We start from the raw sequence: 26,662 nt of genomic DNA on the forward strand, positions 1-26,662 counted from the left end.
CAGTTGATTGGGAATGCGGCGCTCAGCCGGTAGCCTGAGCTGCGAACTCCCCCGCTCGTGCATTCTGTGCTTGTGGGTCTTCGATCGATCTGCGCCTAGTTCAAGTCTTCTTCCAATTTTGCAGAAGCGGGCCTTTGCTCCCATAGACGGGATCCTTGCGTGGACGACCTACCTTCCGGATCGTGGCCAGCGCGCCATCATGCTCCTCGTGCATTCGTCATAGGTCCCAAATGGAGGGTACGCCGACAACCAGAAAATCGTCGGACGCCGAAAGGCATTGGTGCCCGGTGCCGGCCGGAAGAACCGCGACGTCGCCGGCCTTCAGTGACAGGGTTCGTCCCTTTTTGCCTCCAAACTGGACTTTAGCCGTACCGGCCGCAACCCCGAGCACCTCATGTATTCGTGAATGGTAGTGAACGTAGTCGTAGATGGCATTCCGCCAGCTATCCCCCCATCCATTGGCCTCAAAAAGCTCCTCCAAGACGGCTGCGGGATCAAATTCTTCGGGCAGCCTCATGGCGCTGCGATAGACGACAAGCGGCCAAAACGGATGATTGGGGACCAGGCCATCATCCTTGAACCAAAACTCATTCGCTTTTCGCCGCCTTACGAGATCGGTTACTCCTTGCTTGCCCGGTCTTGCGACACCGGTAACCTGCTCGACAGCTTTCTTGGTACTCTGCAGAATGCTCATGATGTAGCCTGCATTGCTGGTTGTCAGAGGACGACTCTTCATGCCGATTCAACCGGCTGCATGCCGGGTCGGTTCCGCTACCTTTTGGCCCACGGCAATCCAGCCGGATTTGTTCGATGACCGCAGGAGATAGTCGGCATGAGTAACGTGGTAACGCTGCATGGTGACAAGCGCTGGAAAGCGGTTCTTGTCTACGGCCACCAGAACGGCCCGATTACGATCGAACATTATCTTGAAGAGATTTCCGAGCTTCATAACATCATTGAACACGGCCCGGACTGGAACACCCTGATTGCGTGCACGGTGACAATCAACCGTCCTGACGGTGGTGAGGAGCAGAACAGCGAGGAAAAGGAGGCGCGCCGTGAACATCGGTGAAATCCGCGGGAAACTATATTGAGTGCTGCCCACGCAAGTAGCACTCAAGCATCTGAAATCCGGTATCGATTCCTACGGATGTACCCGTCAGACTCGAGGCCCCGAGCACGTGCACAATGTGCTTGCAATCCCTGGCGAGGGCAGGGCCAGCAATCGAGCGTTCTCGCCTCATGATGAAACCCAAGGCCTTATCGGCTCTCTGTGGCGGTCATTTTTCGGTGCTGATTCATGACAAACCATTCATGACAAACCATTCATGGGCAATCTCATGAGCTTCGATGACCTCGACCTGAATTTGCTGCGCGTGTTCGACGTAATGATGCGCGAAAGAAGTGTCACGCGTACGGCATGCGAATTGGGAAGAACGCAATCTGCGATCAGCCACTCCTTGTCCAGGCTGCGGCACCTTTTCGGCGATAAGCTGTTCACGCGCGATGGAGGCGTTATGAGGCCAACCCCGCGCGCGGTTGAGCTTCTGCCAGACATTTCGGCCGGATTGGCAACGATTCGAGCCTCGATTGATCGCCATCAAACTTTCGATCCCGCAACCACACGGCGGAACTTTCGTGTCGGCCTCACCGACTACCATGCGATGATAATCATACCACGTCTTCTGCGGGAGTTTTCCAGGCAGGCGCCCGGTGCCACGTTGAATATTATTCCAGCGAACGGGCTCGATATCCCGTCCTCGGTTCATCTTCGACAGATCGACTGTGCATTGACTGGAGCAGTGATCAAGGATGACCCAAGCCTTTTGAAGATCGAACTGGGCCAGGATCGTCTCTTCTGCGCAGTTTGGAGCGGCAGCCAAATCGCAAGTTCGGCGATGTCATTGGAGACATATCTGTCAGCGTCTCACTTGCAGGTTTCCGCCGATGGTGTTTCCAGCGGACTTGCGGATGCCGCGCTCAAGGAGCTTGGTTTGCGGCGGAACGTGGTCGCGACGATATCGAATTATCTGGCACTTCCGTGGGTTTTGCGAGGCACCGAACTTGTTGCTCATTGTGGTGACGGAATCCTCCAAATCCTTGATAAAGCGAGTGAAGTGACGCTGCTTTCGCCGCCGCTGCCGATCCCAAATGTGAGCGCGTGGTTGCTCCTTCATCCGCAGATGGCCACGGACCCAGGGACGATCTGGCTCAAAGAAGTTCTCTCAAACATCTACTCTGAGTCACAGATTAAAAAGAGAGAAATTGTTTCTGAGAGAGAACAGAAGAAATAAACAGGAGACACACGGCTGAAACCATTACGAGTGCAGCCATGTATGAGCAGACCTCATAGTCATCATGACGAGAATGAATTTGACCAATAATGAGGCCTGCGCAACCTTGGTGCTCCACAAAAAAATAAGGGGAACCAAGATGCAAGCAATTCTCAAGGGTCTGGTCGGAGCAGCGGTAGGGCTCGTTGTATCCAACGCGTCCGCCGCGACGATCGAAAATGTTAGGAAGAACGGAGTTCTGACCTGCGGAACCAACTCAGCGACGGCCGGATTTAGCCTTCCAGACAATGAGGGCAAATGGACCGGGTTCGTGGTCGACTATTGTCGCGCTGTTGCAGCAGCGGTTCTGGGCGATGCGCAGAAGGTAAGGTTCATTCCGCTTACGCCGAAGGACCGCTTCACCGCGCTTCAGTCGGGCGAGATCGATATACTCGCACATAACGCAACCTGGACATCATCGCGCGACACGTCTCTCGGAATACTTTTTGCGGGCACGTATTTCTACGATGGCCAGGGTTTTATGGTCCGCAAAGCGGAGAACGTCGGTTCGGCCAAGGATCTGGATGGCGCATCCATCTGCGTCACCCAGGGCACGACGACAGAATTGAATCTCGCCGATTACTTCCGGTCGCATTCGATGACATTCTCGACCGTCGGGTTTGCCGATGAAGAAGCTGTCGTAAAGGCATACGACGAAGGTCGCTGCGACGTCCTCTCCGCCGATACGTCCACTTTGAATGCATCGCGCCAGCGCATGGCGAAGGCCGACGACAGCATCGTGCTTCCCGAACTCATCTCCAAGGAGCCGCTTGGGCCAGCCGTGCGGCAGGGCGATGATCATTGGCTCAACGTGGCCAAATGGACGCTCCTTGTCATGGTCGCAGCCGAAGAACTGGGCGTAACCCAGCAGAATGTCGATGAAATGAAGTCGTCGGACAACCCGAACATTCGCCGGCTGCTCGGAGCGGAGGGCAGCCTCGGAAAGGATCTCGGGCTTGGCGATACCTGGTCCGTGGACGTTATCAAGCAGGTCGGCAACTACGGCGAAGTGTTCGATCGCAATATCGGCAAGGCCTCGCCGCTCAAGATGGAGCGCGGCCTGAACGCTCTTTGGAGTGAGGGCGGTCTCCAGTACGCCCCGCCGATCCGCTAGGCCGGGTCGGTCACAAGCCGCCGGCGATTGCGCCGGCGGCTTAGTCCACATCAACACAGGAACAGGGTCATGTCCGATGTGCTGCTCGCCGCGCCCTCGCGCAGGAGCCTGTCCCTGCACGACGCCAAGGTCCGCGGCATCATCTATCAGCTTTTGCTGGCGGCCAGCCTGCTGGCTTTGGCCGTGGGCATTGCCGTTCAGACTGCGTCGAACATGAGGGCACGCGGGATTCCGCTGTCTTTCGGCTTCTGGAACGAGGCCGCCGGCTTCGACATCAATCAGACGCTGATCCCCTACGACACGCTCTCCACCTACGGCCAAGCGTTCTGGGTTGGTGTGGTCAACACGCTCTATGTGAGCTTGCTTGGAATCGTGTTGGCCACAATCTTGGGCTTTGTCGTCGGCATTGCCCGTCTGTCACCGAACTGGATCGTTTCAAAGGTCGCGGCTTCGTATGTCGAGATCATACGCAACATCCCGTTATTGCTGCAGCTTTTGTTCTGGTACAATGCAGTCCTGAAAGCGCTGCCTGCGCCGAGGGCGTCGATCGAACTCCCCGGCGGCATCTATCTGAACAATCGCGGTCTCATCATTCCGGAAATCCAGCTCTACGCAGGAGCAGGTACCGTAGGACTCGCGTTCCTGGCGGCCAGCATCTTCTGCGTCGCTTTTTGGTTCTACGCCAGGCGCGCTCAGAACCGCACCGGAAAGCAGTTGCCCGGGCTGTGGGTCAGCCTCGCTGCCTTGATTGGACTGCCTCTGGCCGTCTTCCTCCTGGTCGGCTCGCCGGTGTCGTTCGTGACGCCAGAGTTGAAAGGGTTCAATTACCGGGGCGGACACCAGCTTTATCCGGAGTTCGCCGCTCTTCTGATCGGTCTGTCCGTCTATACCGCTTCCTTTATCGCGGAAATTGTCCGCAGCGGGATCCAGGCTGTGCCGAAAGGCCAGACCGAAGCCGCCCATGCGCTCGGGCTTGCGCCGGGCAAAACGCTTCGCCTGGTCATTGTTCCGCAGGCACTGCGCATCATCATACCGCCCCTGACCAGCCAGTACCTGAATCTCACGAAGAATTCCTCACTCGCCGTGTTTATCGGCTACCCCGATCTCGTTCAGGTTTTCGCGGGAACGGTGCTCAACCAGACTGGCGCCGCCGTCCAGGTGATGGCGATTACGCTGTCGGTCTACCTCGCGATCTCCCTCGTCATGTCGATGGCCATGAACGCTTTCAATCAACGTTTCGCGATCGTCGAGAGGTGATGCATGAGCGGCCAGTCCCTGCATCCGCCCCTCGTTGGCGCTCCGCTTCTGCCCCCTATGGCACCGCCTTCTGGAATCCGGCCGAGCCCGGCAACCTGGATCAGAAAGAACCTGTTCTCGACGCCGTTCTCCGGCGTTCTCACGATCTGCTTCACAGTTCTCGCCGCATGGCTTTTGCATCAGTTCGTGAGTTTTGCAGTCTTGGATGCAGTCTGGGCCGGCGGACAGGAACAATGCCGCGCCAACCCTGAGGGCGCGTGTTGGCCGTTCATCGTGGAGAAATTCGACTATCTCCGTTACGGGGCATATCCGGTTTCCGAGCGCTGGCGGGTGGACCTGACGCTGGCGATCGGCGCCGTGCTGATCGCCTGGCTGCTGTGGAAACGGGCGCCGCGGCGCAACGTGGCAGCGTTGCTGTTCTTTGTTGCCTACCCGGTCGTCGCCTTCGTGCTGTTGAGGGGCGTCGCGTCGCTCGATCTGCCGGTCATCGATACCGTCTTGTGGGGTGGGCTGCTCATCACGCTGCTCATGTCGATCGTGGGCATCGTCTTCTCGTTGCCGCTCGGCGTGCTTCTCGCGCTTGGCCGACGATCGGAGCTTCCCTTCGTCAGGGCAGTGTGTGTGATCTTCATCGAGGTCGTCAGGGGTGTGCCGTTCATCACGGTGCTGTTCATGGCGAATTTCATGATGCCGCTCTTCGTCCCCGACTATCTGACGCCCGATCGGCTGCTGCGTCCGCTGATTGCAATAGCGCTGTTCTCGTCCGCCTACATGGCCGAGGTGGTGCGCGCCGGCCTTCAGGCGATCCCGAAGGGGCAATATGAGGCGGCAAAGGCGCTCGGCGTCAGCTATTTTACCATGATGCGTCTGATCATCCTGCCGCAGGCGCTCACTATCGTTATCCCAGGCATCGTCTCTACCTTCATCGGGCTGTTCAAGGACACGACGCTGGTAGCGATCGTCGGCATTGCAGACTTCCTGAGAGCCGTCGAAACGGCGCGAGTCGACCCGAACTGGGCTGGGCCGACGATCTCCTCGACCGGCTATCTCTTCGCCGGGCTGGTCTACTGGATCTTCTGCTTTGGAATGTCCCGGTACTCGCAGTCGATGGAGCGCGCGTTGGCGCGCGGCCACAAGAGCTAGGAAGCGGATGTGCGACAGGCAGTTTCAGCAGCGAGGCACGTGGCGCAAATTCTCAAATAGCCCGCCAAAAGTTCGAGCAGCCGCGAGCGGCAAAAACCACACCGGAAACCAGGCAATGGCTTGTGCAGATGCATCGCAACCGACGGTTGCGGAAAGAAATGTTGGAATGATCGACTTCGACAGGATCTATGATCGCCACCAGTTTGGGTCAGTCAAATGGGCCAATCAGTGGGACGAATTCTCGCCTCGGGTCGAGGGCGAAGATCTGCTTTCGCTATGGACCGCCGACATGGATTTTCGCGCGCCTGAAACCGTCATCGCGCGGTTGCGGGAAGCGGCGGACCATGGAATCTATGGCTATACCCGCCGCGACCCCCGTCACTACGAGATTGTGCAATCATGGTTCGCGCGTCGGCACGGCTGGTCGCCGGCACTGGAATCGCTGCTGCCGGCGCCTGCGATCATGCCGTCGGTAGCCGCGATGCTTCGGACCTTCACGAAGCCCGGGGACGGGGTGATCGTGCAGTCTCCCATCTACTCGCCCTATTTCGAAGTGATTCAGGGGAACGGAAGGAAGCTGCTGGTCAACAGGCTAAGGTTGCAGGATAACCGATACGAGCTCGACCTGGAGAACTTCGCGAAACTGGCAGCCGGCGCCAAGGCCTTCCTGTTGTGTAATCCGCACAATCCAGCTGGAAAGGTGTGGACGCGCCAGGAATTGACGGCGCTGAACGATATCTGCGAGCGCTACGGCATCCTTGTCATATCTGATGACATCCATTGCGATATCAGATTGTCGGATCGCCCGCACATCGTCTTCTCGTCCCTCTCGGAGGATGCCGCGGAAAAGTCATTCATCTGCACGGCTCCAACGAAGACCTTCAATCTGGCCGGCGTGCCCTCCGCAACCGTGTCGGTGGCCAACAAGCAGCGGCGCGAGGCGCTTCTGGCGACCATGCAGGCATCGTTCATGGTCAATGCCAACTTCTTTGGACGGCTGGCGCTAGAGGTCGCCTACAGCACCGGCGCGCCGTGGCTGGATCAGCTGACGCGCTACATCGGCGGGAATGTCGATTTCGTCCTCAAGTTCGCCGAGGATCGCCTGCCGGGCATCACACCGATGCGGCCGGACGCTTCCTTCCTGGTGTGGCTGGATGCGCGCGGGCTCGATCGGAAGGTCGGAGGCGTTCAACGCTTTTTCGTCGACCGAGCCGGGGTCAATTTGTACGACGGGCGCGTCTATGGACCCGGCGGTGAAGGCTTCATTCGCCTCAATGTCGGTTGCCCTCGTCCGCTGTTGCGGAGGGGGCTCGAACGCATGTCCAGGGCGCTGGAGTCGTTGTGAGAGCGTTGACGGGACCGGAGCGGCCCTGCGGCATCGGCGATAGCGTGCTTGCATTCAGCTCCAGGCGTGGCTGGCCATCCACAGGCCCACGGCGCTCCGGCTTTGACTTCATGACGCCGCAGACGCAGGCGCTGCAGGGCCGACGACATGAGCAATCCCGGCATGCTGTGGGTGCTGCAGGGCGAGCAGCTCTGGCAACAGGCGCAGGGCAGGGAGGATGTCGCCTGCTCCGGCTGTCATGACGACGCTCGTCAGACGATGCGGGGCGTTGCCGCGCGCTACCCGGCCTTTGACGCGGCGACGGGTCGTCCGATCGACCTTGCCGGCGATGCCAGAACAGGTCGGCATGCCGCTGCAGCGGCCAATCGTGAATGGCAGCAGCAACCATCGCGCACGCTTTTCCAGTCTTCGCGGTGGCGCTCCAGCTTGCGATGATCGAGTGTGTGGGCGCGTCCGGTCAACTGACTGCTAGAAATGCGAAACGGCGAGTTTACGTGGCGGTACGGAGTTGCCTTAGTGGAACGTCAGTCGTGTAGTTTTCTTTCATGAAATTGATGAAGTTGTCGCGGAACTGACGGGTATGATCGTGCGCAAGCAGGTCGGCTTTCTCGACGTCCTTCTCGCGTACCGCTTCCAGCATGAGATTGTGCTCGTCCGTCAACAGATACCCCTCGTGAGTTCGCTCCAGGAACTCGAAGTGCATGTGAAGCATGCGGCGACCCTGATCGAGCAAGCGCTCGTAGAAGGATGCCAAGTAGGGGTTCCGGCCGGCGTGCGCGATCGCCATGTGAAACTGCTTGTTGGTTTCGGACATGGCCAGATGATCGCCTGATTTGACAGCCGCCTCGAACTCGCGCTGGCAGCGGGCAATCGACTTCAGGTCCAGGTCAGTCCGCAGTTCGGCCGCAAGGCGTGTGTTCATGCGCTGCGCGATGTCGAGCGCCTCGACATATTTCGGGAAGGTAGCGATCTCGATCGGCGCGACAATGGTGCTGCGATTGGGCAGCGTTACGACGAGATCCTCGCCGGACAGCCGGATCAGCGCTTCGCGGACTGGCGAGCGTGACATGTCGAAGCGCTCCGACAGCGTAGTTTCGTCGAGCAGCGTTCCGGGCGGGAGTCTTAGGGACAGAATGTCCGTCCGGAGCGTGTCATAGACGCTCTTCCATCCCGAGCCTTTTGCCCTGCGGGTTTCTACGATGTCGTCCACCGGCCGTCTCCAATTCTGATTCACTAAACTGCGCGAGAGCATGCCTCAAAGAGCGCTGAATGTCGACACGTTGTACTTTTCTCTTGACGTGTCGACACGGTGACGACATAAAGCGGTGTCGGCACGGTGCCGACATAAAGCAAGATCGGCATCAAGCCGACGAAGAGGAATGCGCCCCGACCGGCGCCTCACAGAGGAGTTTCGAATGATTTCCAAACTGCTTGCGCCCGCGATCGGGGCGATCTCCGCATTGGCCTTGCTGGTGGCCGTTCCGACAACGGCCGGTGCCCAGTCTGTCGAGGGTTATTGGCAGAAGGTTCAGAAGGCCGGTGTTCTTCGCTGCGGGGCCGCGGTTGCTCCGCCCTATGTCATGCGCGACCCGGCTTCGGGCGAGTATTCAGGCTTCTTCGCGGATCTGTGCCGCGAGTTCGCCGAGGTCCTGCAGGTGAAGCCTGAATTCGTCGACACGACTTGGGACAACATCGTCGCCGGCCTGCAGGCCGGCAAATGGGACATGTCGCTGGCGCTGAACCGCACGCCGGCCCGAGCCATGGCGGTGCAGTTCTCGATTCCGGCAATGGAGTATCAGATATCGCTCGCCTACAACAAGGAGAACCCCAAGATCCCGGGCGCTGCCGCGTCGGTGGCTGATGTCGATAAGCCGGATGTTACGCTTGCCGTCATGTCCGGCACCGCCCAGGACAAGGCGATCTCCGCCGCTGTCAAGCAGGCGCAGATACTGCGCCTTCCTGGCAATGACGAAACTCGGTTGGCGCTCACCTCGCGCCGCGCTGACATCCTAGTCGACGCGTCGGACACCAACGCCCTGTTCACCCAGGCGAATCCGGACTGGGCGGTCGTGCTGAATCCAGTCCCCGCTCTCGCAAAGCAGGGCGTCGCATTCGGTCTGTCGCACGACCTGTCTGCCTCGGACGTGGAGGTCGTGAACATATTCCTGGAGGAGAAGGTTGCAACGGGCCATGTGGATGACCTGATCCGCAAGGCCAACGACGAAGTCCTCAAGGGCACGAAATAGTCGGTCGGCACAGCAGGCCGCGCTTCGGCGCGGTCTGTTGAAAGGCGGAACCGACAGGAGGAGATCTGTCATGATCGATCGGGCGACAGCCCCGCTAGTCAGTGTCAGCGGGTTGCAGAAAGCCTATGGCGCGCTGCAAGTGCTCCAGGGCATCGACCTGACCATGAAGCCTGGCGAGAGGCTGGTCGTCATCGGTCCAAGCGGCGGCGGCAAGAGCACGCTGCTGAGAGTTATGATGGGGCTTGAGAACATCAATGGCGGCTCCATCACGTTCGCAGGCAAGCCCTACATCCATGCCGGCGCTACGCCGGCGAAGACTGCCATCGACGTTCAGGTGCGCCGGTCGATCGGCATGGTCTTTCAACATTATACGCTGTTCCCGCATCTGAACGTCCTGCAGAATCTGATCCTCGCCCCTTGTAAGGTGCGTGGCGAAAAGAAATCCGCCGCGACCGAGCGTGCAAACACTCTGCTCATCCGCTTCGGACTGGGCCAGAAGGCGACAGCCTTTCCCTCCCAGCTCTCGGGCGGTCAGAAACAGCGCGTGGCGATTGCCCGTGCGTTGATGCTCGACCCCAAGCTCATGCTCTTCGACGAAGTGACGTCGGCGCTCGATCCGGAACTGGTCGGCGAGGTCGAGCAGGTCATCCTCCAACTCGCGCGGCAGAATATGCCGATGATGATCGTCACCCACGACATGTGGTTTGCGAAGAACATCGCATCGCGCGTGCTGTTCTGCGCCGGCGGCTTCATTGTCGAGGACGGTCCGCCCGAACAGGTTCTAGGCGCGCCCAAGGAGGAGCGGACGAAGGACTTCATCGATCGCGTCTTTCACATCCGGCAGTGAGGCGGGGCGATGAACTACAGTTTCGATTTCCAGTCGGTCACCCGCAACTTCGGGCCGCTGCTCGACGGCCTCGTCGTGACGTTGCAGTTGACCGCAGCAGCCAATCTGATCGGACTGACTCTCGGTTTCGTCGTGGCGCTCATGGTGATGAGCCGCTGGGGCGTCGTGCGGTGGCCGGCGACCATGTTCGTCGAGTTCTTCCGCTGCACGCCCGCGCTCGTCCAGATCGTCTGGTTCTTCTACTGCGTGCCGATGCTGTTCAACGTCTTTCTCGGTTCGGTAACTATGGGCATCGTCGCTCTCGGTTTGAACCTCACGGCCTTCAACGCGGAAGCCTACCGCGCCTCCATCCAGGCGGTGCCGCGCGAACAACTCGACGCGGGTATCGCGCTCGGCCTCAATCCGCTCCAGCGCATTCTCTACATCGTATTGCCGAACGCCTTCCGTGCATCGGTCCCGGTTCTGCTCACCAACGGCATCGGCATCTTCCAGCAGAGCGCGCTGGTCGCCATCGTGGCCGTCCAGGATCTCATGTACCAGGGCAAAACGCTGGCGACCCAGACCTATCGTCCTATCGAAACCTTCACGATCGTTGCGCTGATCTACTTCGCCGTCTCGTTCCCGGTCGGCCAGCTTGTCGGTTATCTCGAGCGCCGCCGCGCGACCTTGGCAGAGTAGGAGAGGCGACGATGGCTCCGCTCGATTTCTCCGTTCTGCTGCGCTTCCAGGACGCGCTCCTCACGGGCCTGCTGACGACGCTCGAGCTGACGCTGATCTGTATCGTGCTCGGCTGCGCTATCGGCTTCTTCGTCGGTCTTGCCCGCACGTCGGACAATCGCATCCTGCGCGGTGTCTCCGGCTTCTATGTGGAGTTCTTCCGCGGCACGCCGGTGCTAATCCAGTTGTTCTGGATCTTCTTCTGCCTGCCACTCCTGCTCGGCACGGAGCTCTCCAACTTCACGTCCGCGGTGATCGCGCTGACCCTTTATATGGGCGCCATCACCAGCGAGACGTTCCGGGCATCGCTGCGCTCGATCGGTCGCGAGCAATACGACGCCTGCGTTGCGCTCGGCCTGCCGCGCTGGACGCAAACGACCAGTGTGGTGCTGCCGCAGGCGGTGTTGCGGGCCATTCCGACGCTGCTGTCGAACTGCATCAGCCTGTTCAAGGAAAGCGCCCTGGTTTCGGCGGTCGGCATGACGGATCTGATGTTCATCGGCTCGAACATCTCGAACAATACCGCTCGCCCCGTCGAGGTACTGACGGCCGTCGCACTCATCTATTTCGTGATCGCCTTCCCTTTGACGCGCGCTGTCACCTTCATCGAGCAACGCATTCTGACCAAGCTGGCCGTCTGACGATCTGGCCTGAACAACCTGGAGACAAAAATGAAACTTTCAGGCGTGATGCCCGCGCTCGTGACCCCGTTCGACGGCTACGGCAAGGTCGACTTCAAGGCTTTCGAGAAGCTGCTCACACACCTGCGGGAAGCCGGCGTCACCGGCTGGGTGCCGAACGGCTCGACCGGCGAGTATTTTTCGCAGTCGACGGACGAGCGCCGTGAGGTGCTGCAGTTCGTGAAGGATTTCGCCAGGCCGGGCGAGACGCTGATCGCCGGCACCAATGCGCCGGCCACCCGCGAAGTCATCGAACAGACGGAGATAGCAAAAAGGATCGGCTACGATACCGTCCTGCTCGCGCCGCCCTTCTACACGCGCTCGACGCAAGACGAGTTGATCCGCCACTATGAGACTGTCCTGGATGCGGTGGAAGTCAATCTGGTGCTCTACTCCTACCCGGCCAAGGACGGGTCGGACATCAGCTTCGAACTGATGGATCATTTCGCCGACAATCCGCGGGTCATCGGCATCAAGGAAAGTTCCGGCTCGCTCCAGCGCGCGATCGATATCGCCAGCCGTTACGAGGGCAAGATCCAGCTGGTCTCGGGTTCGGACGACATCGCGCTCGATTTCATGTTCTGGGGCGCCGATTGCTGGATCTGCGGTCCGTCCAACTGCATGGCCAAGGCCTGCTGCGATCTCGACCGCGCCTACCGGTCCGGCGACCTCGATGCCGCGCGCGCGCAGATGAAGACGCTCTACCGGGCGATGAACATCCTGGAGAGCGGCAAGTTCGTCCAGAAGATCAAATATGGCTGCGAACTGCAGGGTCTGCCGCTCGGCCAATGCCGGGCGCCGCTTGGACCCCTGACCGACGCCGAGAAGGCCGAGTTCAGGGCGGCGATGCAGCCGATCCTAAACTAGTTCGGCGCGGGGAAGCTGCCATGCCAGAGCGGCGAGCCCTGTCGCCCATCGTCGTGATCGGCGCCGGCATCGTCGGCGCGGCCATCGCATTCGAATTGCAGCGACGAGGTCGTGACACGCTTCTCATCGACCGAGATGCGCCGGGCAAGGGTGCATCGTTCGGCAACATGGCGAGCATCGCCGTGACGGAGTTCATGCCGGCCTCGCGGCCGGGCGTGTGGGCGCAGATGCCGAAATGGCTGCTTGACCCTGAGGGGCCGGTCCGTTTCCGGCCGTCCTATATGCCCAGGCTCATGCCGTGGTTCCTGCGCTTTCTCGCGGCGAGCCGGCCGTCAAAGGTCAAGCAGCTGGAGGCCGCGGGCGCCGCACTTTGCGCGCGTGTCTACGACGATTTGCTTCCGATGCTGCACGCGATCGGCGCTTCCAACATGCTGACCCTTGAGGGCTGTCTCAGCCTCTATGCGGATGAGACCGAGTTCCGCGCCGATCGCGATCACATCGAGGTGCTTGAAGGCTTCGGCATCGCGCATGAGGTGATCGGCGGCAACCTTCTGCGCGATCTCGAACCGGCGCTTGCGGCAAAAATCGGCAAGGCAGTGCTGTTCCCGCAGAATCGCTCGATAACGGACCCTTATCGTCTTGTGCTCCTGCTGGTAGAGGCGTTCGACCGGCTCGGTGGCAAGGTCGAGCGCGGCGAGGTCGCCGGCTTCGAACGCGATGCGGACGGGCTCGCCGTGGTCCGGTTGAAGGACGGGCGCCGGCTTGCCGCGCGCGAGGCTATTCTGGCGGCCGGCGCCTGGACGGGACGGCTGTCGGCCGAACTCGGCGAGCCGATGCCCCTGGAGACCGAGCGCGGCTATCATACGCAGATCATGGCGCCGGGCGTTTCCCTAAAGCATTCGCTGATCTGGCCGGCGCGCGCCTTCATGGTCACGCCGACCGCCGGCGGGTTGCGGGTCGGCGGCACGGTGGAAATGGCAGGTCTCGACGCGCCGCCGGACTACCGACGGGCGAAAGTGCTGGTGAAACGGGCGAAGGGAGCCTTGCCTGATCTTCAGGCGGCCGAGACGAGCGAATGGATGGGGCATCGCCCGGCTTTGCCCGACACCGTGCCGGTCATCTCGCCATCCGCGAAAACGAAGGGCGTCTACTACGCCACGGGGCACGGCCATCTGGGCCTGACCTACGCGGCGACGACCGCCCGCATCGTCGGCGACCTCGTCACCGGGCAGCCTCCGCCGCTGGATATCAGGCCCTACCGAATCGACCGGTTCTGAGGTTCGGGCCACCAGACAGACATGGCGGCGCGAGCCGCTCGACGGGATTGGAGAAGGACATGCGCGACAAACTCTATATTGACGGCCAATGGCGGGCGCCCGCGGCAGGCGGCACGGTCGAAGTCATCAACCCGTCGACCGAGGAAGTGATCCATAGCATCGCGGCGGCGGGCGCGGAGGATGTCGACGCCGCGGTCAAGGCGGCAAGGCGAGCGTTCGATGACGGGTCGTGGAGCAAGCTGACAGGTGCCGAGCGCGCCAAGTACCTTTGCGCCATCGCCGCCGGCATTCGCGAGCGCCAGGCCGAGATCGCGCGGCTGGAGGTGATCGACAACGGCAAGCCGTTCCCCGAAGCCGACTGGGATGTCGGCGACGCCGCGGGCTGCTTCGACTTCTACGCCGGGCTCGCCGAGGAACTCGACGCTCATCCCGAGGAAGCCATCGCGCTGCCCGATGCCCGTTTCACATCGAAGGCCGTCAAGGAGCCGATCGGCGTCGCCGGCGCCATCATCCCCTGGAACTATCCGCTGCTGATGGCGGCCTGGAAGGTGGCGCCGGCGCTTGCCGCCGGCTGCACCGTGGTCCTCAAGCCGGCCGAGGTTACGTCTCTCACCGCGCTCGAACTGGCCCACATCGCCGACAAGGCGGGATTGCCGGCGGGCGTCCTGAACGTGCTGACGGGCTCGGGCTCGGTCGCCGGTCAAGCCATCATCGATCATACGGACGTCGACAAGCTCGCCTTCACCGGCTCTACCGCGGTTGGTTCGAAGATCATGGCGACCGCGGCGCGCGACATCAAGCGGGTCAGCCTCGAGCTCGGCGGCAAGTCGCCCTTCGTCGTCTTCGAGGACGCCGACATCGGCGAGGCGGTCGAGTGGATCATGTTCGGCATTTTCTGGAATCAGGGCCAAGTCTGCTCAGCCACCTCGCGCGTCCTCGTTCAAGAGGGAATTTACGACAGGCTGCTCGAGCGTCGGGTCGCGGAAACCCGTAAGATCAGGATCGGCGACGGCCTGGCGGAAGGCACGCTGCTCGGGCCGCTCGTTTCGAAAAAGCAGTATGACGGCGTGCAGGCGGCGGTCGAGAAGGCGCGGACCGAAGGCGCCAAGGTGCTGACCGGCGGCGGCCGCGCGCCGGGCTTCAACAAGGGCTATTATTTCGAGCCGACCGTGATCGTCGACGCGCCGCTCGACGGCGAGACCTGGAACGAGGAGATCTTCGGCCCCGTCGTCTGCGTGCGGCCATTCTCCACGGAAGAGGAAGCGGTTCGGCTGGCCAACGATTCGCGCTTCGGCCTGGCGGCGGCGGTGATGTCGAAGGACGATGCGCGCGCCGAGCGCGTCGCGGCCGCCTTCCGCGCCGGCATCGTCTGGATCAACTGCTCGCAACCGACGTTCACCGAAGCGCCGTGGGGTGGCTACAAGCAGTCCGGCATTGGTCGCGAGCTTGGCCGCTGGGGTCTCGAAAACTACCTCGAAACCAAGCAGATCACGCGCTTTGCCTCCGACAATCCGTGGGGCTGGTACATCAAGGACTAGACGGATGCGGTGGAAGAGGACGCTTCAGACGGTCGATGTGCACTGCACCGGCGAGATCGGCCGCGTAATCACTGGCGGCACGCTCGACATTCCAGGCGCGACGATGGCCGCCAAGCTCAACCACATCAACACGGTCGACGACGGTCTGCGGCGGCTGCTTTGTTCAGAGCCGCGCAGCGGCCCGGCAGGATCCTTTGTGCTGCTGACTCCGGCGACCCGGCCCGGGGCCGATTTCGGCTTCATCGTGCTTCAGCCGGACCAGGCGCACGCCATGTCAGGGTCCAACGCCATGTGCGCCGTGACCGCCGTGCTCGAGACCGGCATGAAGGAGATGACGAAGCCACAAACCGTCGTCACCCTCGATACGGCCGCCGGCCTCGTGCGCGCCGTCGCCGATTGCGCCGACGGCAAGGTCGTTCGCGTCAGTCTCGACATGCCGCCATCCTTCGTGGCGCGGAGAGATGCGGTGGTCGAAACGCCGCAATGGGGACCAGTCCGGTACGACCTGTGTTTCGGGGGTGTCTTTTATGCCCTCGTCGACCCGGAACAGCTTGGGCTGACAATCGCGCCGCAGAATGCACGGAGGCTTGGCGCTGAGGGCGTCGCCCTGCGTGACCTGATCGCGCGTGACGTCACCATCGCGCATCCCGAAACACCGGAGATCAACGGCATTGCCTATGTCATGTTCCGTTCCGAGGAGGTCGACGGAGCGGTGCGCACTTGCACGACGCTACCGCCCGGGCGCGTCGACCGGTCGCCTTGCGGCACAGGCTCGAACGCCAATATGGCGGTTCGCTTCTCTGACGGGCGCGTCAAGCCCGGCGATACAGTCGTGTCACGCTCCACAATCGGCGGGGAGTTCACGACGCTGTTCCTCGAAGAAGCGCGCGTCGGTCCCTATCCGGCCACACGCAACCGCGTTTCCGGCCGATGCTGGATCTACGGCATCTCGCAGATCGGGCTCGATCCCGACGATCCGTTTCCAACCGGCTTCATTCTTTCAGACACCTGGGGCGGCGCCGCCTGATATCCGAGGAATTCTATCATGACCATCACGGCCCCGAATGATCTCAGCGCCTTCTGGATGCCGTTCACGGCAAACCGGCAGCCCGTTGGCGACAAGGTTCGTTCAGATCGCGTTGCGCAACGCGAACCCGCACCTCTGCTGCTTGAGGGCGGAATACGCTGGCATTCAGCTCCAGGCGTGGCTGGCCAATCCATAGACCCAGGGCCCGTTGCTTTCGCGGTTCAGAAAGCGGCGGCCTTTGGACATCGTCGTCACGGTCTCGGCAATGCCGAGGCCGCTCTGCTGAAGAAACTCGGCAAACACGCCATCCTTCTCGCGCGTATCGACGCGGGCGAATCGACCTGCCAGCTTCTTCAGATGGACGGCTGTGAGGTGGACCGCGTCCTGGTCGTTTCGGGCTATTGTGGGACCAATCACATGGCCGCGCCCGAACTCGCGACACATTGAATAGCCAACGACCTCGCCGCCGCGACTCAAAGTGGCGATCGAGGCATCCTCCGAGAGCAACGCAAGCAGCCTTGCACGGTTGGTCCCGAATGCGCGCGCGTCCAGTTCGGTGATCTCGCGAAGTCTGCCGCTGGGCAGATCACTTAATTCACCATCCGGAGCTGGCATTGGCGGGAGTTTTTGTGGGATCTCGCCCTGGCGCATGTAGACGATCGCCTCGTTCGTGAAGCCGAGCGACACATACAGAGGATAGGCGGCATGGGTTGCATTCAGGGCCAGATTGCGATCCCCGCACTGCTCGAGGACCTGGTCCATGAGCCATCGGCCGCCTCCCTGCGCCTGTGCGCGAGGCGTCGTGATCACCAGGCCGATGGTGGCAAAATCGTCCCCTTGGGGAAACCACATCGCGCTTCCGAAGACGCGCCCAATTCCGTCAACGGCGACTATGCCGTGGCCGGCGCGGCGCAACAAATCCCAGTCCTTGGGACGATGCGGCCAGCGGACCGAAATCGATAGTGCATGCAGCAGATCAACATCGACATCATTGATGTCTCGCGCGACCAGTTCAAAGGATTTCAGGCGTACTGATCTCTGCATCTCAGTCGATCCGCTCCTTCAACGAATGTCTTTCAACGAATGCCCAGGGCACGCGGCGTTAAATCCTGGCGCCGATAGCCATGTTTGCGACAGGCCTCATTTGCAGCAGCATTACAGGGGAACGCCAGCAGGTTTCGCTGGTTCGAGGCGTTTTTTCGCAATCTTCAACCAAAGCACGACGCGATTCGGCAGGGAACACTGCTGCTCAGGGATAGGCTGGTCGCAATCTACAGTGTGCAAGCAGAGCGGACAGCCATGAACGTGGAAGAAATCCTCGCGACCCTGATTGCGTTTCCCTCGGTTGTGGGCACGCCAAACGGTGAGATCGTCGATTGGATCCGCGACCACTGTCAGGTAGCCGGAGCCGAGGTGACGGTTCTGCCCGGTCCCGAGGGCGACCGGTCCAACCTGTTCGTCACGGTCGGCCCGCGTGGCGGTCGGGGCTACGTCATCTCCGGACATATGGATGTCGTGCCGGCCGGCGAGCCGGAATGGAGTTCCGATCCGTTCGTCCTGCGTCGCGAGGGCGGCAGGCTTTACGGCCGCGGCACCACCGACATGAAGGGCTTTCTCGCCTGCGCATTGGCCGCGCTGCCAGGACTTGCGGCAATGAACCTGCGGCAGCCAGTCCATTTCGCATTCTCCTATGACGAAGAGGCGGGGTGCCGTGGTGTGCCGCATCTCCTGGCTACGTTGCCGAGCCTATGCGAGAGGCCGCTTGGCGCGATTGTCGGCGAGCCGAGCCGGATGCAGCCTGTGCGCGCGCACAAGGGGAAGGCCGCCGCGCGGCTCGAGGTGATCGGGCGATCCGGCCATTCGTCACGCCCCGATCTCGGACTCAATGCCGTGCACGCCATGGCCGGCGTCATCTCGCACGCAGTGGCCTACGGCCAATCGCTCACGGGCGGCCCGCTCGATCAAAATTTCGAGCCCCCATACTCTTCCTTGCAGGTGGGTGTCATCGCCGGTGGACAGGCGGTCAACATCATCGCTGGCCACTGCACAGCCGATATCGAGGTGCGTGCCGTGCCGGGCGTTTCCCCAGCATCCCTGCTCGAGCCGGTCAAAGCCCGGCTTTTCGATCTGCGCGACAGCGGCTTCGAGGTGGCCTGGCACGAATTGAGTTCCTATCCCGCCCTTGCGCCGGCGGATGGGAGCAAGCTAGCGGCAGTCCTGACCGAGCTGACGGGGCAGGAGCCGCTCACGGCGGTCAGTTACGGCACTGAGGCCGGGCTTTATCAGCAGGCCGGTATCGATGCGATCATTTGCGGCCCTGGCGAAATTTCCCGCGCGCATCGTCCCAATGAATACATCGAGATCGGTGAGCTTGCTGCCTGCCAGAGCATGATCGACGATCTCGGCGCGCGTCTCGCGGCCTGAGGGAAGGGCGGGTTCCATGGCATTTCTTTTCAACTCCGATGCGGCGCGTGCTGCGGTGTTCCGCGAGATTTTTGCGCGCGAACTCCCGGATCTGGAATTCTTCCATTCCGGCGATGATTTGGAGCCGGACCAGGTGCGCTATCTCATCACCTGGACGGTGCCGGACGACATCTCCTGCTACCGCAACCTGGAAGTGCTGTTTTCGATCGGAGCCGGCGTCGACCAGTTCAGGCAGGACGTCGTGCCGAGCCATGTGAAGCTGGTGCGCATGGTCGAGGACGGCATCATCCGCATGATGCAGGAATACGTCGCGCTTGGCGTGTTGGCGCTCCACCGGGAGATGCCCGCCTATCTCGAGCAGCAGAAAAGGTGCCTCTGGCAACCGATTGCCGCTCGACAGGCGGCCGAGCGCCGGGTCGGTCTTCTTGGTCTTGGCATGCTGGCGCAGGCGGCTATCGAGCGCCTGATGCCATTCCAGTTTCCGCTTGCCGGGTGGAGCCGCAGCGAAAAGCGGATAGAGGGCGTTGCCTGTTTTTACGGCGCCGATCAGTTACCCCGCTTTCTGAAGCAGACGGACATTCTCGTCTGCCTGCTACCGCTGACACAGGAAACCAGCGGCATTCTCGATGCCGGGCTTTTCTCCTTGCTACCAGCCGGGGCGCGACTGCTGCATGTCGGCAGGGGTCCGCAACTCGACCAGGCCGCGCTGATCGAAGCGCTCGATACCGGTCACCTATCTGCGGCGATGCTTGATGTCACTGATCCAGAACCGCTCCCGGAAGACCATCCGCTGTGGTCGCATCCGAAGGTGATGATGACGCCGCACATTGCTTCGGTGACACAACCGCATACGGCGGCGCAAGCCGCCGTGGACAACGTCCGGCGCCACCGCGCCGGCGAAGAACTGATCGGCCTCGTCGATCGGACACTCGGCTACTAACCAGGAAACCTCACATGTCACTGCTGACCACGATTGACACAAATCCCGCCTTCACGCCGAAGGAGGCATTGCCGCTGCCGGAGCGGCTCATTTCCGGCACTCCATCCTTCAAGAGCTGGGCGCAGGATGCCTCGAAAGGCGAGAAGGTTCTGACCGGCGTCTGGGAGGCGACCCCCGGCGAGACGCATTCGATCAAGGGCACTACCTTCGAGTTCTGCCACATCATTTCGGGTCTCGTCGAAATCGAGGAAAAGGGCGGTGAGACCAAGACTTACCGCGCCGGCGACAGTTTCGTGATGAAGCCCGGTTTCGTCGGCGTCTGGCGCACGCTCGAGACCGTGCGCAAGATCTACGTCTGCGTTTATGACTGAGTTCAGTGCTCAAGCCCCGGCCGAATAGCGCGCGCGACGGTTCCAGAACAATCGACTTTCCAAGTTCGGCCCAACGCGATTCGACGCTGTCGGGCCGCTCATCCTCGACGAAAAATGCGGCGCGCCATCCACTATTGTTCCGCCAGTGCCAATGAGGACCTCGATCAATGAAGACCTACAACATAGCGCTCATCCCCGGCGACGGCATCGGCAAGGACGTGACCGGGGCGGCATGGCAGGTGATGCAGGCCGCGGCCAAACGGGGCGGTTTCGCCCTTGATGGCACACGCTTCCCATGGTCCTGCGCCTACTACCTGGAAACCGGCGCAATGATGCCGCCAGACGGCATCGAGACACTTCGAAAATTCGATGCGATCTATCTCGGCGCTGTCGGCTGGTCCGCGGAAGTGCCCGACTCAGTGTCGCTTCACGGGCTGCTCCTGCCGATCCGGAAAGGGTTCACGCAGTACGCCAACATACGGCCGCACCGGCTGTTGCCGGGCGTTCAGGGCCCCCTCCGCTCTGACGGTTTCGACATCCTGTGCATCCGCGAGAATACGGAAGGCGAATATTCCGGCGCCGGTGGGCGCATTCATTCCGGCACGGCCAATGAGGTCGCGGTTGAGACAGCAATCTTCACGCGCGCGGGTGTGGAACGGATCCTCCGGTTCGGTTTCGAACAAGCGCGGGCGCGCCGCAAGAAGCTCGCATCCGTGACCAAATCCAACGCCCAAAAGCATTCCATGGTTTTCTGGGATGAGGTCACGCGTGAGGTGGCGAAGGACTATGCCGATGTCGAGGTCTCGCACTACCACATCGACGCCATTGCCGCCCGCATGGTGCTGGCGCCGGAAAGCCTCGACGTGATCGTCGCCTCGAACCTGTTTGGCGACATCCTCACGGATATTGGAGCGGCCATTCAGGGCGGGCTGGGTTACGCCGCCTCCGCCAATATCAATCCCGATCGCAGTGCGCCTTCCATGTTCGAACCGGTCCACGGTTCGGCGCCCGACATCGCGCATCTCGGTGTCGCCAATCCGATCGCCGCGATCTGGTCCGGTGCGATGATGCTCGAGCATCTGGGCGAGGGGCATGCTGCGGCAGAAGTGATGTCGGCAATCGAGTCCATAACCGCGCGGGGCATTGGCACGATCGCAGGCAAGGACCGGACTGAAACAATCACGCAAGCCGTGCTTGCGGCGTTGAGCTGAAAGGGCAGAGGAAAGACCATGAATGCGATAACGAAGATTGGCACGTTTGACGATGCGGACCTGTTCCGCCAGCAGGCGTTAATTGGCGGTGTGTGGCGGGAAGCGGATACAAAAGCCGCCGTCGAGGTCACCAACCCTGCCACCCTGGCCGTTCTTGGCAGCGTTCCCGATATGGGCGGCGACGACACCCGGGCCGCGATCGGTGCTGCGGCCGAGGCATTCAAAAGCTGGAAGAAGTCGACCCATGCCGAGCGTGCGAGATTGCTGGAGCGATGGCACGACCTCATTCGCCAGCACGAACAGGATTTGGCGCTTCTGCTGACGCTGGAGCAGGGCAAGCCGCTTGCCGAGGCGTCGGCGGAAATCCGTTACGGCGCATCTTTCGTGAAATGGTTTGCGGAGGAGGCGCGCCGCATCGGTGGCTCGACCATTCCGTCACCCACCGCCGATCGCCGCATCCTGGTCCTTAGGGAAGCAGTCGGCGTCTGTGCCATCATCACGCCGTGGAATTTCCCCAACGCGATGATCACGCGCAAAGTAGCACCGGCGCTGGCCGCAGGTTGTACGGTTGTCATCAAGCCGTCGGAATTTACGCCATTCTCGGCGCTGGCGCTCGGTGTCCTGGCGGAGCGGGCGGGCATCCCGGCAGGCGTTATCAACATCGTGACCGGCATGCCGGGAGAGATCGGCAACGAACTGATGGCCAACGAGACGGTGCGCAAGATCTCGTTCACCGGTTCGACCCGCGTCGGTGCGCTGCTCATGCGTGGCGCGGCCGATAGCATCAAGCGGCTGAGCCTGGAGCTTGGCGGCAACGCGCCCTTTATCGTCTTTGACGACGCCGATCTGGATAACGCAGTTGAAGGGGTGATCGTATCCAAGTTCCGCAATGGCGGTCAAACCTGCGTTTGCGCGAACCGGATTCTCGTGCAGGAAGGCGTTTACGACGCGTTCGCCGAAAAGCTGAGCCAGCGCGTCACCCGGATGAAGGTTGGCGCGGGGACCGACGAGGGCACTGAGATCGGCCCGATGATCAACACGGCCGCGATCGACAAGATCGAGCGTCACATTGCGGATGCGAAGAAGAAAGGTGCCCAGATCCTCGCCCAAAGCGAGGCAGTGCCCGACGGCAGGCAATATGCGCGGCCCGTCGTCCTGGGGGAGGCTACTACCGAGATGCTCCTGGCATCGGAAGAGACCTTCGGTCCGGTGGCGCCGCTTTTTCGCTTCGAGACGGAGGAAGAGGCCATCACCATCGCGAACGCTACGCCGTTCGGCCTTGCCGCCTACTTCTACACCGACGACCTCAAGCGGTCATGGCGTGTCGCCGAGGCGCTGGAGTTCGGCATGGTCGGGCTCAACACAGGCCTGATCTCGACCGAGGTTGCGCCTTTCGGCGGTGTCAAGCAGTCAGGCGTGGGGCGGGAAGGATCGCAACTCGGGATCGAAGAATATCTCGAGGTCAAGACGCTCCACGTCGGCGGGCTTAATTAGAGGCCTTTCGGAGTCGCAACTGCGAACTAAAGTGCGTCGCGTTTGACCGGCCTCATGCGGCGCGCTTTAGGTTGTTGTTTATGCTGTCGCTATCGCAAAACCGCTGCACACCCTCGGTCAGGCCCAGGGTCAGGCCTGAGGACATCCCTCTGCGCGACATGCATTGGAACACAGTCCCCTTTTCAGCGGCCGATTTTCAGTGGCAATCGCAAACCTCCGGGATTAGCCGAAGCATCCCTCCACTTCGGTCGAGTAGACGCGATGGGCGACCATCGCCTCTACCTCGACCGAAGTCGTGGTGGCTTGTGCCAATCGCCAGCGTTGGAGATTTGGCTGCCCGACCGTCAGGCAGCGAAGGCCCACCGCTGTATGGATGCCAGGGTCTACGCCGCGGCGCTTCGCTCCTTGCTCCGCCCTTGGATGACGAGCGAGGGGTGGTTCGGTCAATCCCAGGGCCGAGGGCATGCTTTTGCGCGACATGCACCAGAATCAGAAAGGGGCGGTCGAAACCGCCCCTTTCTCATTTCGATACTTCGAATGCCGCGATGGCCGGAGGCCCGCCAGCCTCAAGCAACTTCCCGAACGGGCTCCAGGCCGACCGCGGCGGCCAGCCCGCCGATATCCTTGATCTCGGTATATTCGTAGAAGGGGTTCGCGGGCTCGTGGCCGCGGTTCACCCAGACCTTGCTCTTGATGCCGAGATCGTAGGCGGTCATGAGATCGTAGCGGAAGGAGGAGGAGACGTGAGTGATGTCCTCCGGGCCGCAGCCGAGCTTGTCGAGCATGTATTCAAAGCCCTTCATCAGCGGCTTGTAGGCGCCAACCTCTTCGGCGGTGATGACGATGTGAAAGGGCGCGCCGAGCTTTTCCACATTCGACATGATCAGGCTGTTCATGGAGTTGGACAGGATCACCAGTGGGATTTCCTTGGCCACTCTGGACAGGCCAGCCGGGACGTCGGGGTGCGGACCCCAGGTCGGCACTTCGTCATAGATTCGTTGGGCGTCTTCGGGTTTGAACTGGATACCGATGCGCTTGCAGCTGCGTTCGATGGAATTCTGCACCACCTCGAGGAAGGGTTTCCATGGCCCCAGCACCTCGTCAAGGCGATAGCCCCTAAAAGCCTCCACGAAGCTGGCCATTGCCTCTGGGGAGAGGCGCTCGCCGTAGACGCGCCGCGCCGCGCCGGCCATATCGAAATTGGTGAGCGTACCGTAGCAGTCGAAGGTAATGTATTTCGGTCTGAACGTCGACATGGCGACAATCCTCCTGGTTTTCTCGGCACAGCGTGCCTGTACCACAATCACCATAGGCGGAGATCTGGAAGACTAACGGCCGCATTCGCCGCGACCTGAAGCAGATCGTTTCGTATTGCATCGCCGGTTTGGCAGAGAGTTGCGCCAGGTGTCCTTTCGAGCTTTGGGAGCGGCGCGGCCTGTCGGCCATGCTTCGGCAGAAGATGCGGCGCGAGCGGCGAAGGATAGTGAAAACGCGTCGCGCTTGGCTGCCGGTCGGGAGGAACTGCTGTCTTTGGTGGTCTACCGTCAGCACCTGAAGACGAAGGCCGGAAATTCATCATGACCACACAGCAGATCATCCTTGAAGAGATGACACCGGGGCACCTGGAAGGCGCTGTCGAGTTGTCTCGCCAAGTCAATTGGCCGCATCGCCGCGAGGATTGGGAACTGGCCCAGGCGGTCAGCCGGGGGATCGTCGCTCTGCAAGAACAACGCGTGGTGGCGACGATCATGATGACCCCCTACGGCGACAATGCCGCCGCCATCAACATGGTGATCGTCGATGCGGCGATGCGCGGTCGCGGACTCGGCCGAAAGATGATGGAAGAGGCGCTGGCCAAGGCGGGTGAGCGCACCTGTTGCCTGACGGCGACACGGGAAGGCCTGCCGCTCTATGAGAAGCTGGGCTTCGTCACGACTGGCGAGATCGTGCAGCATCAGGGCGAGGCGTTGGCAGTTTCGGCGCCGGCCCGTGTATCCTGGGCAGAGAGCGGCGATCTTGCTCGTATCGAGGTGCTGGATCGCGAGGCATTTGGCCATGACCGTTCGGCGCTGATGAAACGGGTTTTCGAGCGCGCGAAGTTCGCTGTCATTCGCGATGAAGGCAATACCCAGGCCTTTTCCGCCATCCGGCCATTCGGCCGGGGGCTGGTCATTGGCCCGGTGGTGGCGAGGAACGGTACCGAGGCCAAGGCCCTGATCGACTTTCTGCTCGCCCATCATCAAGGCAAGTTCGTGCGTGTCGATACCGACGTCTCAACGGATCTTGCTGAATGGCTCACCTGGCGCGGGCTCGCGCACGTCGGCGGGGGGATCACGATGCGACGCTCCATGGCCACGCACAGGGAAAGCAAGCCGGCGCATCATCGCACATATGCGTTGGTCAGTCAGGCACTTGGTTAAATCAGGCAATCGGTTGAATCGGAGGAAGAAATGCTGGCAAATTCACTGATCGAACTCGATCGCGCGCATCTGGTTCACCCGTTTTCATGCTATCGGAGCCACGAGGAGACGGGCGTGCGGGTACTCAAATCCGCCAAGGGCGCAACGGTGACCGATGCAAGCGGGAAAACCCTGCTGGACGGATTCGCCGGTCTATGGTGTGTGAACATCGGCTACGGCCAGGAAAGTGTCGTTGAAGCAGCCGCAAAGCAGCTAAGAGAGCTTCCCTATGCCACGGGATATTTCGGGCTGGGATCCGAGCCTGCCATTCGCCTTGCTGCCAGGCTTGCCGAACTGGCGCCCGGCGATCTGAACCACGTCTATTTCACGCTTGGCGGCTCCGACGCAGTCGACAGCACGATCCGCTTCATTCGCTATTACTACCATGCCAAGGGCACGCCGCAGAAGGACCAGTTCATCTCGGTCGAGCATGGCTACCATGGCTCCTCGACGGCTGGATCAGGCCTGACCGCGATTCCGGCTTTCCATGCGGGTTTCGGCGTGCCTTACGACTGGCAGCACAAGATTCCCTCGCACTACGCCTATCGCAATCCGGTCGGTTCCGACCCGCAGGCGATCATCGATGCATCGGTCGCGGCCCTGCGCGCCAAAATCGCGGAACTCGGCGCGGGCCGCGTTGCGGCCTTCTACGCCGAACCCATCCAGGGTTCGGGCGGTGTCCTCGTTCCACCGACAGGTTGGCTGAAGGCTCTGCACGCCGTGTGCAAGGAACACGATATCCTGTTCGTCGTCGATGAAGTCATCACTGCCTTTGGCCGTACCGGCCCTCTATTCGCCTGTGAGGAAGACGATGTCGTGCCGGATCTCATGACCACGGCGAAGGGACTGACCTCGGGCTACGTGCCGATGGGCGCCGTCTTCATCTCGGACCATGTGTACAATACGATCGCAGACGGAGCCGGCAAAGCGCCTGTCGGCCATGGCTATACTTATTCGGCCCATCCCGTGAGCGCGGCGGTCGGGCTCGAATGCCTGCGTCTCTACGAAGACAGCTTGCTCGAGAACGGGCGCAAGGCCGGCAAGCGCCTGATGGAAGGCCTTCGCTCGCTCGCCGACCACCCGCTGGTTGGCGACATTCGCGGCCGTGGCATGCTGGCAGCAATCGAGTTGGTCACCGACAAGGAGCGCAAGACGCCGCTGCCGGCGGCGGCCGACCCGGGGCGCCGCATCTTCGAGCGCGCGTGGGCGAACGGCCTTGTCATCCGCGCCTTCAACAGCGGCATTCTCGGCTTTGCGCCGCCGCTCTGCTGCACCGATGACGATATTGATGGAATCCTCGAACGCACCCGGATGACCCTGGATCAAACCCTCGAGGACCAGGACGTGCGGTCGGCGATGAAGGGATGATCGT

26 protein-coding genes are annotated in these 26,662 nt (G+C 61.5%); 22 read left to right on the forward strand and 4 right to left on the reverse strand.

Annotated features, from left to right (window positions below; all coding sequences use genetic code 11):
• Window positions 1-217: 217 nt before the first annotated feature.
• Window positions 218-694: a cupin domain-containing protein gene (locus BLT09_RS14235; RefSeq protein ID WP_236473583.1), complete on the reverse strand. Its 477-nt coding sequence runs from the start codon at window positions 692-694 to the stop codon at window positions 218-220.
• 138 nt (window positions 695-832) lie between these two features.
• Here BLT09_RS14235 and BLT09_RS14240 point away from each other — a divergent pair, with 138 nt between their 5' ends.
• The 7 genes from BLT09_RS14240 to BLT09_RS35810 all read left to right on the forward strand — a co-directional run bounded on the left by BLT09_RS14240 (window position 833) and on the right by BLT09_RS35810 (window position 7,627).
• Window positions 833-1,072, forward strand: a complete 240-nt coding sequence (locus tag BLT09_RS14240) for a hypothetical protein (RefSeq protein ID WP_027151810.1) — start codon at window positions 833-835, stop codon at window positions 1,070-1,072.
• Between the two features lie 256 nt (window positions 1,073-1,328).
• The gene (locus BLT09_RS14245) at window positions 1,329-2,294 is read left to right on the forward strand and encodes a LysR family transcriptional regulator (RefSeq protein ID WP_091593925.1); all 966 of its coding nucleotides are present in this window, start codon (window positions 1,329-1,331) and stop codon (window positions 2,292-2,294) included.
• Between the two features lie 139 nt (window positions 2,295-2,433).
• A complete protein-coding gene (locus tag BLT09_RS14250) occupies window positions 2,434-3,447 on the forward strand; it encodes an amino acid ABC transporter substrate-binding protein (protein ID WP_091594065.1) in 1,014 nt (337 codons plus the stop codon).
• 69 nt (window positions 3,448-3,516) lie between these two features.
• On the forward strand, window positions 3,517-4,704 hold the full coding sequence (locus BLT09_RS14255) for an amino acid ABC transporter permease (RefSeq protein WP_091593927.1): 1,188 nt from the start codon (window positions 3,517-3,519) through the stop codon (window positions 4,702-4,704).
• 57 nt (window positions 4,705-4,761) lie between these two features.
• On the forward strand, window positions 4,762-5,847 hold the full coding sequence (locus BLT09_RS14260; RefSeq protein WP_091593929.1) for an amino acid ABC transporter permease: 1,086 nt from the start codon (window positions 4,762-4,764) through the stop codon (window positions 5,845-5,847).
• 166 nt (window positions 5,848-6,013) lie between these two features.
• A complete protein-coding gene (locus BLT09_RS14265) occupies window positions 6,014-7,192 on the forward strand; it encodes a MalY/PatB family protein (protein WP_236473604.1) in 1,179 nt (392 codons plus the stop codon).
• Between the two features lie 162 nt (window positions 7,193-7,354).
• Window positions 7,355-7,627 (forward strand): hypothetical protein, encoded by a 273-nt coding sequence (locus tag BLT09_RS35810; RefSeq protein WP_208602505.1) that lies wholly within the window; start codon window positions 7,355-7,357, stop codon window positions 7,625-7,627.
• A 55-nt stretch (window positions 7,628-7,682) separates the two neighbouring features.
• Here the strand turns inward: BLT09_RS35810 and BLT09_RS14275 are convergent, their stop codons facing one another.
• Complete coding sequence (locus tag BLT09_RS14275; RefSeq protein WP_236473536.1) at window positions 7,683-8,402, reverse strand: GntR family transcriptional regulator; 720 nt, start codon at window positions 8,400-8,402, stop codon at window positions 7,683-7,685.
• A 205-nt stretch (window positions 8,403-8,607) separates the two neighbouring features.
• Here BLT09_RS14275 and BLT09_RS14280 point away from each other — a divergent pair, with 205 nt between their 5' ends.
• The 8 genes from BLT09_RS14280 (at window position 8,608) to BLT09_RS14315 (ending at window position 16,391) form a co-directional block, all read left to right on the forward strand.
• Entirely contained in the window at window positions 8,608-9,438 is an 831-nt protein-coding gene (locus BLT09_RS14280) for a transporter substrate-binding domain-containing protein (protein WP_091593936.1), read from the forward strand.
• Between the two features lie 70 nt (window positions 9,439-9,508).
• Window positions 9,509-10,285: an amino acid ABC transporter ATP-binding protein gene (locus BLT09_RS14285; RefSeq protein WP_091593938.1), complete on the forward strand. Its 777-nt coding sequence runs from the start codon at window positions 9,509-9,511 to the stop codon at window positions 10,283-10,285.
• Window positions 10,286-10,294: 9 nt separating this feature from the next.
• Window positions 10,295-10,963 carry an amino acid ABC transporter permease gene (locus BLT09_RS14290; protein WP_091593940.1) on the forward strand — a complete coding sequence of 223 codons (669 nt, stop codon included), beginning with the start codon at window positions 10,295-10,297 and terminating at the stop codon, window positions 10,961-10,963.
• A gap of 11 nt (window positions 10,964-10,974) precedes the next feature.
• A complete protein-coding gene (locus BLT09_RS14295; protein WP_091593942.1) occupies window positions 10,975-11,643 on the forward strand; it encodes an amino acid ABC transporter permease in 669 nt (222 codons plus the stop codon).
• A gap of 30 nt (window positions 11,644-11,673) precedes the next feature.
• Entirely contained in the window at window positions 11,674-12,549 is an 876-nt protein-coding gene (locus BLT09_RS14300; RefSeq protein ID WP_091593943.1) for a dihydrodipicolinate synthase family protein, read from the forward strand.
• A 20-nt stretch (window positions 12,550-12,569) separates the two neighbouring features.
• Window positions 12,570-13,826 (forward strand): NAD(P)/FAD-dependent oxidoreductase, encoded by a 1,257-nt coding sequence (locus BLT09_RS14305; RefSeq protein WP_091593945.1) that lies wholly within the window; start codon window positions 12,570-12,572, stop codon window positions 13,824-13,826.
• A gap of 59 nt (window positions 13,827-13,885) precedes the next feature.
• Entirely contained in the window at window positions 13,886-15,364 is a 1,479-nt protein-coding gene (locus BLT09_RS14310; protein ID WP_167366432.1) for an aldehyde dehydrogenase family protein, read from the forward strand.
• A 4-nt stretch (window positions 15,365-15,368) separates the two neighbouring features.
• Window positions 15,369-16,391 (forward strand): proline racemase family protein, encoded by a 1,023-nt coding sequence (locus BLT09_RS14315; RefSeq protein ID WP_091593949.1) that lies wholly within the window; start codon window positions 15,369-15,371, stop codon window positions 16,389-16,391.
• Between the two features lie 165 nt (window positions 16,392-16,556).
• Here the strand turns inward: BLT09_RS14315 and BLT09_RS14320 are convergent, their stop codons facing one another.
• Window positions 16,557-17,435: a GNAT family N-acetyltransferase gene (locus BLT09_RS14320; protein WP_091593951.1), complete on the reverse strand. Its 879-nt coding sequence runs from the start codon at window positions 17,433-17,435 to the stop codon at window positions 16,557-16,559.
• Window positions 17,436-17,690: 255 nt separating this feature from the next.
• Between BLT09_RS14320 and argE the strand changes: the two genes are divergently transcribed.
• The 5 genes from argE to BLT09_RS14345 all read left to right on the forward strand — a co-directional run bounded on the left by argE (window position 17,691) and on the right by BLT09_RS14345 (window position 22,831).
• A complete protein-coding gene (gene argE, locus BLT09_RS14325) occupies window positions 17,691-18,815 on the forward strand; it encodes an acetylornithine deacetylase (RefSeq protein ID WP_091593953.1) in 1,125 nt (374 codons plus the stop codon).
• 16 nt (window positions 18,816-18,831) lie between these two features.
• The gene (locus BLT09_RS14330) at window positions 18,832-19,755 is read left to right on the forward strand and encodes a 2-hydroxyacid dehydrogenase (RefSeq protein WP_091593955.1); all 924 of its coding nucleotides are present in this window, start codon (window positions 18,832-18,834) and stop codon (window positions 19,753-19,755) included.
• A gap of 14 nt (window positions 19,756-19,769) precedes the next feature.
• Entirely contained in the window at window positions 19,770-20,126 is a 357-nt protein-coding gene (locus tag BLT09_RS14335) for a cupin domain-containing protein (protein WP_091593956.1), read from the forward strand.
• Between the two features lie 167 nt (window positions 20,127-20,293).
• Window positions 20,294-21,337, forward strand: a complete 1,044-nt coding sequence (locus tag BLT09_RS14340; RefSeq protein WP_091593958.1) for a tartrate dehydrogenase — start codon at window positions 20,294-20,296, stop codon at window positions 21,335-21,337.
• 18 nt (window positions 21,338-21,355) lie between these two features.
• On the forward strand, window positions 21,356-22,831 hold the full coding sequence (locus BLT09_RS14345) for an NAD-dependent succinate-semialdehyde dehydrogenase (protein ID WP_091593960.1): 1,476 nt from the start codon (window positions 21,356-21,358) through the stop codon (window positions 22,829-22,831).
• 566 nt (window positions 22,832-23,397) lie between these two features.
• On the opposite strand, the gene BLT09_RS14350 is transcribed toward BLT09_RS14345, so the two are convergent.
• Window positions 23,398-24,087 (reverse strand): haloacid dehalogenase type II, encoded by a 690-nt coding sequence (locus tag BLT09_RS14350; RefSeq protein ID WP_091593962.1) that lies wholly within the window; start codon window positions 24,085-24,087, stop codon window positions 23,398-23,400.
• 321 nt (window positions 24,088-24,408) lie between these two features.
• On the opposite strand from BLT09_RS14350, the gene BLT09_RS14355 reads away from it, so the two are divergent.
• Together BLT09_RS14355 and BLT09_RS14360 are read left to right on the forward strand one after the other, a co-directional pair.
• Window positions 24,409-25,251 carry a GNAT family N-acetyltransferase gene (locus tag BLT09_RS14355; RefSeq protein WP_091593964.1) on the forward strand — a complete coding sequence of 281 codons (843 nt, stop codon included), beginning with the start codon at window positions 24,409-24,411 and terminating at the stop codon, window positions 25,249-25,251.
• A gap of 30 nt (window positions 25,252-25,281) precedes the next feature.
• Window positions 25,282-26,658: an aspartate aminotransferase family protein gene (locus tag BLT09_RS14360; RefSeq protein ID WP_091593965.1), complete on the forward strand. Its 1,377-nt coding sequence runs from the start codon at window positions 25,282-25,284 to the stop codon at window positions 26,656-26,658.
• Window positions 26,659-26,662: the final 4 nt, after the last annotated feature.

The organism is Mesorhizobium muleiense (assembly GCF_900099905.1).
Lineage (GTDB): Bacteria > Pseudomonadota > Alphaproteobacteria > Rhizobiales > Rhizobiaceae > Mesorhizobium > Mesorhizobium muleiense.

Bases quoted from the DNA above. Each gene is read 5' to 3' on its own strand.
- BLT09_RS14245 (WP_091593925.1), top strand. From the start codon at position 1,329: ATGGGCAATCTCATGAGCTTCGATGACCTCGACCTGAATTTGCTGCGC.
- BLT09_RS14250 (WP_091594065.1), top strand. From the start codon at position 2,434: ATGCAAGCAATTCTCAAGGGTCTGGTCGGAGCAGCGGTAGGGCTCGTT.
- BLT09_RS14295 (WP_091593942.1), top strand. From the start codon at position 10,975: ATGGCTCCGCTCGATTTCTCCGTTCTGCTGCGCTTCCAGGACGCGCTC.
- BLT09_RS14285 (WP_091593938.1), top strand. From the start codon at position 9,509: ATGATCGATCGGGCGACAGCCCCGCTAGTCAGTGTCAGCGGGTTGCAG.
- BLT09_RS14335 (WP_091593956.1), top strand. From the start codon at position 19,770: ATGTCACTGCTGACCACGATTGACACAAATCCCGCCTTCACGCCGAAG.
- BLT09_RS14330 (WP_091593955.1), top strand. From the start codon at position 18,832: ATGGCATTTCTTTTCAACTCCGATGCGGCGCGTGCTGCGGTGTTCCGC.
- BLT09_RS14305 (WP_091593945.1), top strand. From the start codon at position 12,570: ATGCCAGAGCGGCGAGCCCTGTCGCCCATCGTCGTGATCGGCGCCGGC.
- BLT09_RS14310 (WP_167366432.1), top strand. From the start codon at position 13,886: ATGCGCGACAAACTCTATATTGACGGCCAATGGCGGGCGCCCGCGGCA.
- BLT09_RS14265 (WP_236473604.1), top strand. From the start codon at position 6,014: ATGATCGACTTCGACAGGATCTATGATCGCCACCAGTTTGGGTCAGTC.
- BLT09_RS14350 (WP_091593962.1), bottom strand. From the start codon at position 24,087: ATGTCGACGTTCAGACCGAAATACATTACCTTCGACTGCTACGGTACG.
- BLT09_RS35810 (WP_208602505.1), top strand. From the start codon at position 7,355: ATGCTGTGGGTGCTGCAGGGCGAGCAGCTCTGGCAACAGGCGCAGGGC.
- BLT09_RS14260 (WP_091593929.1), top strand. From the start codon at position 4,762: ATGGCACCGCCTTCTGGAATCCGGCCGAGCCCGGCAACCTGGATCAGA.
- BLT09_RS14340 (WP_091593958.1), top strand. From the start codon at position 20,294: ATGAAGACCTACAACATAGCGCTCATCCCCGGCGACGGCATCGGCAAG.
- BLT09_RS14355 (WP_091593964.1), top strand. From the start codon at position 24,409: ATGACCACACAGCAGATCATCCTTGAAGAGATGACACCGGGGCACCTG.
- BLT09_RS14345 (WP_091593960.1), top strand. From the start codon at position 21,356: ATGAATGCGATAACGAAGATTGGCACGTTTGACGATGCGGACCTGTTC.
- BLT09_RS14315 (WP_091593949.1), top strand. From the start codon at position 15,369: ATGCGGTGGAAGAGGACGCTTCAGACGGTCGATGTGCACTGCACCGGC.
- BLT09_RS14235 (WP_236473583.1), bottom strand. From the start codon at position 694: ATGAGCATTCTGCAGAGTACCAAGAAAGCTGTCGAGCAGGTTACCGGT.
- argE (WP_091593953.1), top strand. From the start codon at position 17,691: ATGAACGTGGAAGAAATCCTCGCGACCCTGATTGCGTTTCCCTCGGTT.
- BLT09_RS14280 (WP_091593936.1), top strand. From the start codon at position 8,608: ATGATTTCCAAACTGCTTGCGCCCGCGATCGGGGCGATCTCCGCATTG.
- BLT09_RS14320 (WP_091593951.1), bottom strand. From the start codon at position 17,435: ATGCAGAGATCAGTACGCCTGAAATCCTTTGAACTGGTCGCGCGAGAC.
- BLT09_RS14255 (WP_091593927.1), top strand. From the start codon at position 3,517: ATGTCCGATGTGCTGCTCGCCGCGCCCTCGCGCAGGAGCCTGTCCCTG.
- BLT09_RS14300 (WP_091593943.1), top strand. From the start codon at position 11,674: ATGAAACTTTCAGGCGTGATGCCCGCGCTCGTGACCCCGTTCGACGGC.
- BLT09_RS14360 (WP_091593965.1), top strand. From the start codon at position 25,282: ATGCTGGCAAATTCACTGATCGAACTCGATCGCGCGCATCTGGTTCAC.
- BLT09_RS14290 (WP_091593940.1), top strand. From the start codon at position 10,295: ATGAACTACAGTTTCGATTTCCAGTCGGTCACCCGCAACTTCGGGCCG.
- BLT09_RS14240 (WP_027151810.1), top strand. From the start codon at position 833: ATGAGTAACGTGGTAACGCTGCATGGTGACAAGCGCTGGAAAGCGGTT.